This window comes from Ligilactobacillus sp. JN-6 (Y).1, from assembly GCF_058111525.1.
In genome coordinates this window covers 894,364-907,429 of the sequence record NZ_CM176599.1, presented here as the reverse complement: position 1 = coordinate 907,429, position 13,066 = coordinate 894,364, and the positions used below count along the sequence as shown (strand labels likewise).

14 protein-coding genes are annotated in these 13,066 nt (G+C 38.3%); 1 reads left to right on the top strand and 13 read right to left on the bottom strand.

Features of this window, described 5'->3' with window-relative positions; all coding sequences use genetic code 11:
* Positions 1-49 precede the first annotated feature (49 nt).
* The 10 genes from AC3XNE_RS04275 to AC3XNE_RS04230 all read right to left on the bottom strand — a co-directional run bounded on the left by AC3XNE_RS04275 (position 50) and on the right by AC3XNE_RS04230 (position 10,573).
* Positions 50-1,870 carry an FtsX-like permease family protein gene (locus AC3XNE_RS04275; RefSeq protein ID WP_489833074.1) on the bottom strand — a complete coding sequence of 607 codons (1,821 nt, stop codon included), beginning with the start codon at positions 1,868-1,870 and terminating at the stop codon, positions 50-52.
* A 2-nt stretch (positions 1,871-1,872) separates the two neighbouring features.
* Positions 1,873-2,643, bottom strand: a complete 771-nt coding sequence (locus AC3XNE_RS04270; RefSeq protein ID WP_489833073.1) for an ABC transporter ATP-binding protein — start codon at positions 2,641-2,643, stop codon at positions 1,873-1,875.
* A gap of 184 nt (positions 2,644-2,827) precedes the next feature.
* On the bottom strand, positions 2,828-3,592 hold the full coding sequence (locus AC3XNE_RS04265; RefSeq protein ID WP_489833072.1) for a DeoR/GlpR family DNA-binding transcription regulator: 765 nt from the start codon (positions 3,590-3,592) through the stop codon (positions 2,828-2,830).
* Between the two features lie 175 nt (positions 3,593-3,767).
* Positions 3,768-4,919 (bottom strand): N-acetylglucosamine-6-phosphate deacetylase, encoded by a 1,152-nt coding sequence (nagA, locus tag AC3XNE_RS04260; protein WP_489833369.1) that lies wholly within the window; start codon positions 4,917-4,919, stop codon positions 3,768-3,770.
* A gap of 16 nt (positions 4,920-4,935) precedes the next feature.
* A complete protein-coding gene (locus tag AC3XNE_RS04255; protein WP_489833071.1) occupies positions 4,936-6,105 on the bottom strand; it encodes an SIS domain-containing protein in 1,170 nt (389 codons plus the stop codon).
* A gap of 18 nt (positions 6,106-6,123) precedes the next feature.
* On the bottom strand, positions 6,124-6,525 hold the full coding sequence (locus AC3XNE_RS04250) for a PTS sugar transporter subunit IIA (RefSeq protein ID WP_489833070.1): 402 nt from the start codon (positions 6,523-6,525) through the stop codon (positions 6,124-6,126).
* A gap of 49 nt (positions 6,526-6,574) precedes the next feature.
* Positions 6,575-7,396 (bottom strand): PTS system mannose/fructose/sorbose family transporter subunit IID, encoded by an 822-nt coding sequence (locus AC3XNE_RS04245; RefSeq protein WP_489833069.1) that lies wholly within the window; start codon positions 7,394-7,396, stop codon positions 6,575-6,577.
* On the bottom strand, positions 7,383-8,300 hold the full coding sequence (locus AC3XNE_RS04240) for a PTS mannose/fructose/sorbose/N-acetylgalactosamine transporter subunit IIC (RefSeq protein ID WP_489833068.1): 918 nt from the start codon (positions 8,298-8,300) through the stop codon (positions 7,383-7,385). Before AC3XNE_RS04240 ends, AC3XNE_RS04245 begins: the two co-directional genes overlap by 14 nt.
* A 17-nt stretch (positions 8,301-8,317) precedes the next feature.
* On the bottom strand, positions 8,318-8,797 hold the full coding sequence (locus tag AC3XNE_RS04235; protein WP_489833067.1) for a PTS sugar transporter subunit IIB: 480 nt from the start codon (positions 8,795-8,797) through the stop codon (positions 8,318-8,320).
* A gap of 12 nt (positions 8,798-8,809) precedes the next feature.
* Entirely contained in the window at positions 8,810-10,573 is a 1,764-nt protein-coding gene (locus AC3XNE_RS04230) for a glycoside hydrolase family 35 protein (protein WP_489833066.1), read from the bottom strand.
* Positions 10,574-10,737: 164 nt separating this feature from the next.
* Between AC3XNE_RS04230 and AC3XNE_RS04225 the strand changes: the two genes are divergently transcribed.
* Entirely contained in the window at positions 10,738-11,442 is a 705-nt protein-coding gene (locus AC3XNE_RS04225) for a GntR family transcriptional regulator (RefSeq protein WP_489833065.1), read from the top strand.
* A gap of 232 nt (positions 11,443-11,674) precedes the next feature.
* On the opposite strand, the gene rpsR is transcribed toward AC3XNE_RS04225, so the two are convergent.
* Genes rpsR through rpsF form a run of 3 tightly spaced genes read right to left on the bottom strand, consistent with a single transcriptional unit; the run spans position 11,675 to position 12,802 of the window.
* Positions 11,675-11,911 carry a 30S ribosomal protein S18 gene (gene rpsR, locus AC3XNE_RS04220; RefSeq protein ID WP_489833064.1) on the bottom strand — a complete coding sequence of 79 codons (237 nt, stop codon included), beginning with the start codon at positions 11,909-11,911 and terminating at the stop codon, positions 11,675-11,677.
* Between the two features lie 21 nt (positions 11,912-11,932).
* The gene (ssb, locus tag AC3XNE_RS04215; protein ID WP_489833063.1) at positions 11,933-12,481 is read right to left on the bottom strand and encodes a single-stranded DNA-binding protein; all 549 of its coding nucleotides are present in this window, start codon (positions 12,479-12,481) and stop codon (positions 11,933-11,935) included.
* Positions 12,482-12,511: 30 nt separating this feature from the next.
* On the bottom strand, positions 12,512-12,802 hold the full coding sequence (rpsF, locus tag AC3XNE_RS04210) for a 30S ribosomal protein S6 (protein ID WP_489833062.1): 291 nt from the start codon (positions 12,800-12,802) through the stop codon (positions 12,512-12,514).
* Between the last annotated feature and the right edge of the window lie 264 nt (positions 12,803-13,066).

Sequence of the window (13,066 nt, the reverse complement as noted above, 5' to 3'; positions counted from 1 at the left end):
ACCAAGTTTCATTATCGACACCTCTGGTCAGCTTTACTTTAAATTTTACTTATTTATCGATTTCTACCTCTGGCAGAACAATGCGTTCATATAACTCGACCGTGACCCAATAATAAAGCAAATATAGCACAATAAAAATCAAAAATGGCACCCAGATCCCGCGATATGGCGAAATTAACAAGGTTTTAAATAGCTGCAACCCAAACAAAACATGAACAGCTCCTAAAACACCTGGTAAAGCATACAATGTCATTATTTCCCGGGAAATAGAACGACGTAATACTTTCCTTCTGACCCCTAATTTATTCAACATTTCATACCGATGTTTATCGCTATTAGCACCACTTAAAATCTTAAACATTAAACAGCTTGCCAACATTGCAAGAAAAGCGACTCCCAAAAAAAGGCCCATGAATTCAAAACCGCCAAATAATTCAAGCCCATTCAAATATGCAGAATAGCCTCCTGGGACCATTGATCGCATTGTGTGGTAGTTCTTTGGATAGGCCGTCTTCACGATCTTATCCAAGGCAGATCTGCTTTTTTCAATGTCTTTTACCCTAAATAGATATAGTTGCTGACGCGGTGTCTGGATCTGAGAAAAATCGCTTTGAGAAACAACCCTTATCTTTTTATCATATCCATTTTGCTGTAAATAGTATAACGAACCTGGTTTCTTTTGTAGGTTTTTCCCATCAAAATTTTGATAGGAGATCTTAGTATTATTGCCTTTGGATATTTCTTTCATCCAATTGTTTTTCACATCTTGCAAAGGTGTGCGGTCAAATTCCTCTTTAACATAATAAACCGTATCTTTATCTTGTTTTTCAGAATAACTGACTTTTTTCTCAGTAGCTAACTTAGCAACTTGCTTTTTCACAGCAGAGCTTGGATCTTGCAACGCCATCGTATAGCCACTTGAGCCTTGTGTAAATAAGTCTGTTTCTTTTCCAAAGCCCATACCAACTGTAATAGCCCCCAAAGCCAAAGCAAATAAAATCGAAACCGTGGCTAAGATTTTGGTATAATTCCTGATCCGAAATCCCAGCTGTGACAAAGTAAAGTTATTGATACTACGCTGTGCCCACTTTGTTTTCTTTAACAACACGACCAACCACACAAAAACTGCGTTAAACAAAAAGTATGAGCCAAAAACGATCGTTACTAGAGCAATTGGAATACTTGCCAGTTGAAAATCTATAAAGTGACCCATTACATAGTATCCGACTGCCAATAAACCGATCCCTAACACTACTTGGATAAATTGATTTACCGGTTTAAGTTTTGCCCTGTTAGGTTGACTATCACCTCTTAATAGTTCTAATACAGGCGTTTTTATCAATTTTCGTCTGTTAATAAAACCGGCAACTACAAATAAAACTAAGTACAAGACTAAGGTTACTATGATGGCAGGTATACGAACGGCCTGAAAATCAGCTATGTTGGTCTGCAAAATACTTTGCATCAAATATGACCCTAGACTAACTGTCAAGATACAACCTAAAACGACTCCGATCAAACTTGAAAGCACCCCGATAACTAGGGTCTCAGTTAATATCAAGCGTCCAATTTTAGCTGGCTTAGCTCCTAACATCATAAAGATCCCATAGTCATGTTGTCGCATACTTAGTAAAAAAGTATTTGCATAAAAAATATAAACCAATGAAATGATCGTCAGTAAAACTGACCCGAACTGAAATACAAAAGAAGCTGCACTCATCCCATTTGTACTATTCTTTAAAAATTGAGGGTTAGTTGCCAAAGCTTCAAACATATAAAAAACAGCACTTGAAATTACTAAACCGGTGAAGAGGACTAAATAATCACGTAGGCGACTCTTGATACCAGTAAAAGCCAATTTTCGCAACATACCTATTCAGCCTCCTGACCTTGAAATGCACCCAGATCATCAATGATCCGTTTATAAAATTGTTTTCGTGTCTGTCCTCCACGTTTTAACTCCTGACCGATCCTACCATCTTGAATAAATAAGATCCGTTGGCAATAACTAGCTGAAAGAGGATCATGAGTGACCATCAAAATCGGAACATCTTGTTGTTGATTAACTTCTGTCAACATTTCCAATAAATCTGTTGTGCTGGAAGAATCTAGGGCTCCGGTTGGCTCATCCCCAAATAAAATTGCTGGTTGACTCACAAGTGCCCGAGCGGCCGCAACTCTTTGTTTTTGTCCGCCTGAGATCTCATTAGGGTATTTTTCTAAAATGCCTTCGATCGATAATTGTTTGGCCAGCTTCTGAATTTGTGGCTTAATTTTAGCGGCTGCCACGTTTTGCAAAGACAATGGCAAAGCGAGGTTTTCACTATTAGTTAAATTTTCCAACAAATTAAAATCTTGAAAAATAAAGCCGATCTCTTTGGCACGAAAATCGGCAACAGAATTGCCTTTCAAACTTGTAATATCTTGCCCGTTAATTTCAACAGACCCTTCTGTTGGTTGGTCTAGAGTCGTTAAAATATTTAATAATGTGGTTTTCCCCGATCCTGAAGCACCCATTATTCCCACAAATTCACCTGGCTGAACATCAAAAGTTATCCCTTTCAAAGCTTCAAATTGTTTTTCGCCTTTATGGCCATATACTTTTCTAATATTTTTCGCTGACACGATCGCCTGTTTTTTCATATCGCATCCTCCTGTCGCTTATTTAGTTAATTACTTATGTAACTAACTATATATGTGGGATATGTTTTTGTCAACATTTTTGGAAATTAAATTTTTGATCCTCAGAAGTGTTTCACGTGAAACATTTAAAAGGTTGGCATAAGAAAGGCACTGAAAACTTAAAATTTTCAGTGCCTGAAGTTCATTAGCCACCAGCCAAAGAAACTTTAGTAAATTGCTGGTAATGTGTCATGATCTCTTCTGTAATATCATGATTGGTGATCAGATGGTCGACATCGTATAAATTGTAAAATTGATAAAAATCATCACGGTTGATCTTAAATTTATCTGCCAACACTATTTTTTCTTTAGCATTATTTAGGGCAACACTCTGTGATTTTCCCTCTTCAGTATTAGCAGTCATCATACTTTCATTATGAATACCGTTGACCCCAACGAATGCCTTGTTAAACTTTAGTTCAGACAAAGTATCATTAGCCAACCCACCGATAAATGCTCCTGATCGGTGGCGATAATTACCACCCACTAAAATTAAATCAACATTATTTCTGTTTTTCCAACTTTGAAAAATTGGAAAACTATTGGTAACTACCCGTAGATTTGAAACAGAAGGTAAGTAACGTTCAATCAGTTCTTGTGTTGTTCCTGGTCCAATATAGATAGTATCTCCGTCTTCAATTAGTTTAGCCGCTTCTTTTGCTATCTGTCTTTTTTCTATTAAATGGATCTCTTTTTTTTCAACGTGTGATAACTCATTATTTTCACTACTATCGATACTTTGAGCACCACCGTGGACTCGAACTAACTTGCCACTGTCAGCCAGTTCATCTAAATCACGCCGAATAGTCATATCAGATACGCCTAACTGGTCTATCATTTCCTTCACGGTAATAATCCCATGTTCTTGAACAAGTTTTTTAATTGTTAACAATCTCTCTCGTTTTAACATGCTCGTTTCCCCTATTAACTATATTTTTAAACTTCATTATTTTAACCCTATCATACGCCACTTTCTAAAACTACAACAGAAAAATATTTACCCTATAAAAAACCTATAAAAAAGTGCTAGTGACCGACCGATCACTAGCACTCTTCCAATTTTCAGTTATAACTCACATTGAAATTTATTGTTTAGAATAAGCTTTTTCTCCAGCCAAACATGTAGCCTGCAAATCAATATTTTCATCGACTACTATAAAATCAGCCGTTCTGCCTGCAGCAATCAAACCACACTCATCAGCTATCCCAATACTTAGGGCTGGAACATAACTAGCCATCTTAAAAGCATCATATAGGCTTACTCTTCCCCACTCAACTAAATTCTGAACCGCTTGAAGCAATTTCAAAACACTACCTGCCAAGCTGCCGCCGTCTTTTAGTCGGGCTGCTCCGTCCTTAACAATAACTGGAAATTCCCCCAAAACATAATCTCCAGGAGGCATTCCTCCTGCACTCATACAATCAGTCACTAAAGCCACATGATCAACACCTTTTTCTTGGATCAGCAAATTAGCCGCTCCGGGTTCTACATGATGCCCATCACAAATCAACTCAGCGTAAGTATTAGGCGTAGACATCGCTGCTCCTACCATTCCTGGAGCATGGTGGCTTAACCCACTCATGCCATTAAAAGTATGCACAAATATACTTGCGCCTGCATAGACTGCCTCAAGTGCTTGTTCATAAGTGGCTGAACTATGTCCAATCCCTACCCTAACATCAGTATTACTGACATTTTCAATAAACTTTGTAGAACCATGACGTTCTGGAGCCAATGCTATTTTTTTCAAAAGTCCTTGTGCCGAATTTTGCCAATCCTGAAAAGCAGACAGCTCCGGATCTGACATATAATCTGGATTTTGCGCCCCTTTATGTTCGGTGGTGAAAAAAGGACCTTCAAAGAAAATTCCTTTGATCTGTGCACCTTCTACTTCTTGATGTCTTGCCGCGATCATTTTGCAAATTTCATTCAATTTGTCAGAGGTCGCTGTCAAAGTTGTAGGTAAAAACGAGGTTACTCCACACGACAATAATCCCTTAGATATCTCATTTAAACCGTTAAAATCATTGTCCATAACATCATGGTCCCCATAGCCATGAATGTGAGTATCTACTAGACCTGGAGCAACTATACTCTGTCCCAGATCAATCACTTTAACGTCAGTTGGCTTTTGCTTAGTGTAGCGACCAAATTTCCCATCAACGATCTCCAAGTAGCCTTGTTTGGCAAGGCCTGAAGCCAAAATAAATTTTGCTGCATGAATATAATAATGCATACTTTGACCTCCTTGATCATTTGAAATCATGGATCGTAACTCCTTTAACGACTCGGTTAACAGTTCCTGTTGGGGATGGTGTATCTGGTTTATTGTTAATTTTAACGGAAGTCAGCAATGCCAGCGTTTGAGCAAACATAATATCAGCTAAAGCAAGATAGCCGTCCGGTAAAAGTTCAGAACTCTTCGTAAATTCAAAACTATCACCACTAAAGTTGCGTTGACCAGCCTGACCGACCGTAGTGACCTTAGCAGCGATCTCGTCATTCTTTATTTCTTCCATGACATCTAAATCGTAGTCGCGCGTGTATTCATTATTATTAACAAAATCAAAAACCAACGTTTTTTCATTTACAAAAGACTTAGGACCATGACGGAATCCCATCGAAGAATCAAAAACTGTAGCGATTTTACCCGCAGTCAATTCAAGGACCTTAAGTTGAGCTTCACGTGTCAATCCTGCCAGGCTTCCAGACCCTAAATAAATGATCCTTTCAAAATCATGACCGACTATTTCTTGGATCTCTTTTTCACGTGCAATGACCTCATGGCCCAAATCTGCCAAGTTATCAACGTACTGCGCTTTTGTCTCAAGATCAACTTGATCAAATGTTAACAGTGCACCCAAAGTCATACATGAAAAACTACCAGTCATCGCAAAACCACCATCATTTGAAAGCTCCGGCATTAATAATACAAAGGTATTGGATGCCTTTTGTCCATCAACCGCTAATGCACCGTCTTTAGCACATGTGATCATTAAATGATGGATATTCTTCACTCTTTTTTCAGCTAATTTGACTGCTGCAACACTTTCTGGACTATTACCGCTCCGAGCAAAAGAGACCAAGATCGTTGGCTCGTCTGGCAGTAAAGTTTCTTCTGGAGCCGAAACAATATCAGTTGTCCCAATACTTTCAAACGAATAAGTTGCTGTATTACCATTTTTTCTCAAGTATGGAACTACAGTATCTCCCACATATTGCGAAGTACCCGCGCCAGTAAAAATAACTCGGATCTTTTGGTTAGTTTGAGCTTTGATCTCATCTAAAAATGATGTGATCTTCGTTTGATGCTGCCGGTAAATTTTCAGAGTTTCTTTCCATAATTCCGGTTCTTGTTTAATTTCGCGTGTGGTAATATCTGCGCCCATTTTCTCCAATTCTGCTTGAGACAGTTCGTACATTTTTAATTTCCTCCCTGATCATTCGTCTTCATCATCTAGCCCTTGTAAAGAAGCGTTAACGTCACAGATCCCTTGAGTTCCCCCTTTTACGGGATCTGGTTCATTGTCTAACATTCCAGCATTCAAATAATCTATGACCATCGCCATATTCATTCCCGCATACAGCTCAAAATTGCTACCACCAAGGATCTTTTTTGCAGCGACATTACATGGTGTCCCACCATATAGATCAGCGAAAACAACAAAATCATCTAAGTTAGCTATAGTTTCTTCGAATTTCTGCAAAAACTCCGGTTGACCCTCTTGTGGCTGCAAAGTCACTGTGTAGATCCCCTCTTGAGGGCCCATTATAAGTTCTACACTTTTCTTTAATTCCAAACATAAATTTCCATGGCTGATCAGTATTAAAGGTTTTGCCATCTTTTACACCCCTTTCACATCTTAAATAAACTATTTGATTTCCTAATTATTATTTTGCGATAACACCTAGCGCTGATAGAACAACAGAAACGATCAAAACGATAAATATTGCACGTGTTGATGTCATATTCTTTTTGCCAAGCATCCAGTAAATAACCCCTACAATACCGGCTGGCAAAATTTTAGGCATTAACATATCTAGAGTATTTTGAATGTCCAGCGGAACTTTACCGATCATCGGCTGCCAACCGATGTGGACATTGATCATAGTAGCAACCAAAGCTCCGACCATGAAAACGCCCAGCATCGTTGCTGCATCAGTCAGGGCACTCATTTGGTTTTGCATTGTTGTGACTAAGTTGACCCCTTCTTTATAAGCAAATTTCAGCTGTTTCCAACGGAAAACCATAATGAAGATGTTAGCTAAGACCCAAATAAATACACCAGTCGGGTTACCATTAATAGCCATGTTAGCTGCGATCGCACCAAAGATAGTCGGAACTAAAGCAGCGAATAAGGAATCACCGATCGCGGCAAACGGGCCAAGTAACCCGGCTTTAAGACCGGCGACTGCATCAAGCGACTTTGCTCCTTGCTTTTCTTCCAAAGCTAAATCGATCCCAGTAATGATAGTATTAAAGAAGTTGGATGTATTAAAGAATTGGACGTGTGTTTTCATTGCCTGTTTCAGTTCAGGCGTCCCATCTCCATGGATCTTGCGTAACTGTGGCAGTATCAGATACAGATATCCTGTATTTTGCATTCTTTCGTAGTTCCAACCAGATTGAAAGAGGAACAAACTTCTCCGGTTGACTTGTTTGAAATCTTTGTCGGTCAATTTATATCTTTGATTTTCATTAGAGTTCGTCATCTTCAATTTCCCCCTCTGCGTCATTTTCTTCACTCTGTTCTTTTGTTTGCTGATTTTCAGAACTGCCATTGTTTCCATTGTTTCTATCAAGACTATTCTTATAACTAATAGCAGCCAAGGCAAAACCGATCAGCGCGATGGCCAACATTGGCAAAGCGTTAAAAGTAGTTGAAAAACTCTTAGCAACGCCTTTTAAACCCGTTCCCAGTGTTTGAATATTTGTAAAGACCGTCGATAATAAAGCTGTTAAAGTGAAACCTAAAACCAAATAAGGAAAATGTTTCTTTACCGGAAGATAACGAAGTAAAATAGCAAAACCAACGGCTGGTAATACAGCTCCGGCTACTGACAAGCCATCACCAAGCCATTTAAGGTCAGTATTCAAATAATTAACAACCTTTGTAACTAAGCCTCCACCAAAAGCGAGTGCCAAGAAAACTGGGAGCATCCGCGAAAGAGCCCATGGAATATTACCCAACAAAAAATTACGGCTGATCGCTGAATAATTGAAATCTTCAATATTCTTGTCGATCCTATGAGCAAAGAAAGTATTTGCAAAACGAGCTAAAATATCAGTTTGGATCATTAAAGAAGCTACTGGAACTGCAATTGCTGCGATCGCCTGTTCAGGCTTCATGCCAATTACGATTGAAAAAGCAGTCGCTAAAACAGTTCCTGAATTAGCATCAATCCTAGAAGCTCCACCAAAAGTGCCTACACCAAGAATCGTTAGCTGCATGCTTCCACCTATCAATAAACCAGCCTTAAGATCCCCCATGATCAAACCTGTGATAAACCCAGCAAAAACTGCTGAACCTGCGCTAGAATTTATTTCAAGTTCATCTAAGATCTGATAACCTGCATAAAGCGTCAATAATAAAATTTGCCACCACGAAATTGCCATTTGTATGGCCCCCCCTCTTAATTTTGTAATAACTTCATAAAATCTTCTGACTTAACACTCGGGTTGACTTGAGCGAATAAGTGAACTCCTTTTTGATCTAATTCTTTAAAGTTGTCTATATCTTCTTGTGTAACAGATATTTGATGGGTCAAAGTTTTTGTAGCACCATCGCGTGCTAAAGTCCCTACGTTGACCTCAGGAAGTTCAACACCCGCATCTACTAAGTCGAGCAAATATTTAGGTTCTTTAACGACTATTAACAAACGTTGACTGTCGTATTTTCCTGCTAAGATGTTAGTTGCCGCTTTTTGGGCTGGTAAAACACTAAGTTTAACTCCCGACGGTGTGGCTAACTTTAGCCCACTTTTTTCTATCTGACTAGTTGCAACTTCATCGTCAACGACCATGATCCGTGAAATTTGCAATTTTGTGACCCATAAGTTCGCCACTTGTCCATGTATCAAACGACCATCTACTCTTGTTCCGATAATACTCATAATACTTTCCTCCTACTTGATCGGTACTTTTACCAAATTAAGTTCATCACTAAACTGTCCTTCAGTTTCGAAAACAATTATCTCATTTTTTCCTTGACGCAAAATTCCATGTGGCAGGTATAGTGAACGCAGCGGACCACGTTGCCAAAAACGACCTAAGTTGAATCCATTGACTACCACAACTCCTTTCCCAAATTGACTTAAATCAATATTTGTATCCTGGACTTTATTCAAATCAAACGAGTAACGATAAAAAGCTGGTACTCCCGGCTTCCATTCACGAGAAAAATCAAGGTTTTCAAGCTGCGAAAAATCTAGTCCATACTGTTCCCAATCCATTACATAATGCAGGTCACTCATAACACCAGAACGGATCCCTTTTCTTTGCGTATCAGCCAATAGTTTATGACCATAATTGACTCGTCCCATGTTTTCCATTAAAATTGCAATTTCATTTTCTACTTTAGTTTGTTTAACATGGATCTCTTCGCCAATTTCTTCCTGATACTGGGTAGCTTGTTTTTCTTGATTCAAGAAAAATTGTGCTCGGTCTCTTCCATCGATTATTCGGTATTTTTCTTCAACTGCATCACGTCTGATATTTGTTCGATACAACATATAGCCATAATAATGACCTGCTTTTTCCATCGTTTGTGGATATTTAGTTACTGTTTTGTTACCTACCTCATCTAAAACTTCAAACAAACTTACTTTATCTTGCAATTTAATTTCACTTAAATCGAAACTTTCTTTGATCCGAGGTTCTTGCTGTGCAATTTTTGGATATTTTTCTTTTAATACATTTTTGATCTTATAATATCCATCGGTCGGATTACCCTGTTCGTTAAGCGGTGCTCCATAATCATAAGAAGTGACCTGTGGTAAATCATGAGTTCCACGGGCAGAACAACCATTCATAAAGCCAAAATTCGTTCCTCCATGAAACATATACATATTTACACTGCCTTGATCAATGACCTTCTTAAGTTCATTGACCATTTCGTCTTGGTCTCTTGCATGAAACGGTTCTCCCCACCTGTCGAACCAACCATCCCAAAACTCCATGTTCATCAATGGTTGTGTTTGTCCTTTTTCATTTTGAAAACTTACAATATTTGCGAAATTTTCTTGTGCATGTGAGCCAAAATTACCTGTTTCTAAAATTCCGTCCTGCATTAGGCTCCCCGCTTGCATAGTCGCATGCCAAGCACCATCAGCAGTAAATAAGGGCACGTCTACTCCATTTTTAAGCATTATGTCGCGGATACTTCGCAAATAGTCATGGTCTTCTCCAAATGAACCGTATTCATTTTCCACCTGCATCATAATGATCGGACCACCATGAGTGATCTGCAAGGGCACTAAAATTTGAAATAATTTTTGAAAATAAGTTGCCACTAACTTTAGAAACTGCGGATCGTTAGATCTAATGTGGCAGCCTTTTTCCAAAAGCCATGCCGGTAAACCGCCAAATTCCCACTCGGCGCAAATATAAGGGGAAGGACGCACAATAACATACAAGTCCTCACGTTGAGCCAACTCAATGAATCTCTTTAAATCTGCGTCTTCCGAAAAGTTAAACTGCCCTTCATTTTCCTCGTGGACATTCCATGGCACATAAGTTTCCACAGTATTAAAGCCAAGAGCCTTTAAATTATGTAGAGAATTTTGCCAATCACTTGGATGTACCCGAAAATAATGGATCGCACCCGATAAGATCTTAAATTTTTTATTATTTAAATAAAAATCACGTTTTCCGATGAAAAAATGCTCCAATATATTCTCCTCCCGCCCTTTCAATTTAACACTTAATATATTAACATAATAAGTATTAAGTGTAAACGCTAACACTAGTAAAAATAAATATATTTCCATTTCACTTAACTAGATGCATAGGTTAAACTTAATATAATTAGCGGAAAGAAAAGAGTTGCGAAAATTTGAAAACACCGAAATATCTTACAATAAAAAACGATTTAAAAAGCCAGATCCTCAACGGGACTTATTCAAGCGGAGACAAATTTTATAGTGAAGCTGAACTTACCAAAATGTACGATGCTAGTTCTATTACAGTGATCCGTGCCATTCAAGAACTGGTTAAGGAAGGTTATTTAGTTCGATATCAAGGCAAGGGGACTTTTGTTTCTCGTAAACGCGTGAACAAGCTTGTTCGTTTTACAGACAAAGAAATTTTTTCTTCTGCTGATGATCACGTCAAAGTGCTTTCTTTAACTAAAGAAAATGAGCCTACTATTCTAAAGGAATTGAATTTATCAATAGATGAACACTACTACAAAATAGTCCGGTTACGAACTGCTGAAGGTATACCATATATCTATCATCATTCATATATACCTGAACGTTTCATTCAGCATCCCGACGACCCAAATTACTACAGTTCGATCTACCAACGTTTTCGAGACGATTTTTCGATCAATTTAAATGACATGCCCTCTAAAGAAATAAACAAGATCTGTTTCCCCACAAATGATGACGTCGCAAATATTTTGCAGTTAGAGGGAAACCAGCCAACTGTTTTTCAAGAGAAAAAGACATGGTTATCAGTTAAAAATAGCATGGCAGAGTATGTGGTCACCTACAAGCGCTGGGATTATTACCAAATAGAAATAGTTAATGATCAATAGCAGAAAAAAGGTAAGAAACTACCAAATTGTTTCCATCTATATTCGACAAGACCTTTAAATACCATCTTTTACGGTTAAAAAAATAAAATTTTTTTGCAAAACAAAAAAGGCTCCACAAAGTTAATTAAAAACTTCGTGGAGCCTTTTGGTGGATCGCTAAAATCCATAATATAGAGCGAACTAAAAATAAACTATGCTTACACACTTAATATCATATTCGCCCATTCTTTTATTAGTCTTCGGTTACGAAAGGCAATAAGCCCATGATACGAGCACGTTTGATCGCAACAGTCAACTTACGTTGATTCTTTGCACTTGTACCTGTAACACGACGTGGTAAAATCTTACCACGCTCAGAAATAAACCTTCTTAACAAGTCTGTATCTTTATAATCAATATATTCAATATGATTAGCAGCGATAAAATCAACCTTACGACGACGACGTCCGCCTCTGCGTTGTTGTGCCATGTTTTTCCCTCCTCCAGTTACTTAGAATGGTAAGTCATCATCAGAAATATCGATCTGTTGGCCATTATCTGCAAATGGATCACGATCATTATCGGAATTAGAATTATTCTGATCCTGATAACCACCTTGATTATTATTAGCATTAGGATTGCCATACGGATTGTTATTCTGTTGTGATGAATATTGTGAAGAAGGAGCAGAATTGTTCCCCTGAGAACTAGGATGTTGTTGACGATACTGCTCAGACTGAGCTTTAGACTCGAGTAACGCAAAATTATCAACAACGATCTCTGTTACAAACACACGGTTCCCTTGCTGATTTTCATATGAACGTGTTTGGATCCGTCCATCAATTCCGATCATTGAACCCTTATGGGTAAAATTAGCAAAGTTTTCAGCTGCTTTCCTCCAAATAACACAATTAATGAAATCGGCCTCTCGTTCACCTGAACGATTTGTAAACGGACGATCGACAGCAACTGTGAAGGATGCAACAGCAGCTCCGGAAGATGTGTAACGCAAATCAGGATCACGGGTCAGTCGTCCGACTAATACGGCTCTATTGATCAAAATTCGTTCCCCCTTCTGATTTTAAAAAAATTAAGCTTCACGTTTAACGATCATATGACGTAAGATCCCGTCATTGAATTTAGCAAGACGATCAAATTCATTCACTGCGTCAGCATTGTCTGCTTTGGCGTTTACAACGTGGTAGATACCTTCTGTAAACCCACCAATTTCGTAAGCAAAACGACGCTTAGACCAGTCTTTTGAATCTACAACTTCTGCACCGTTGCTCTTCAAAACGTTATCGAAACGTTCTACCAAATCATTTTTGGCAGGTTCATCAATAGCAGGGCTGATAATGTAGGTAATTTCATAATTTGTCATGACTGTTTACACCTCCTTATGGACTTTTGGCCCCCTATCCTAACGTAGAGGACAAGGAGAGTAATCTAAAATGCTTAGATACTCACGAATTAGAATTATAACACGTTTATATTTCATTTGCAATAACCGCTTAAAACAAACGAGCCCAGCAGCTAACAGCCGTCCAAAAACTAAAATTTAAGCCACTTAGTTTGCTTTTTTATTAACTGTTTTGTTCCTGACCACTTGATTTACGCTACATAATATATATACGCAAAAAAAATC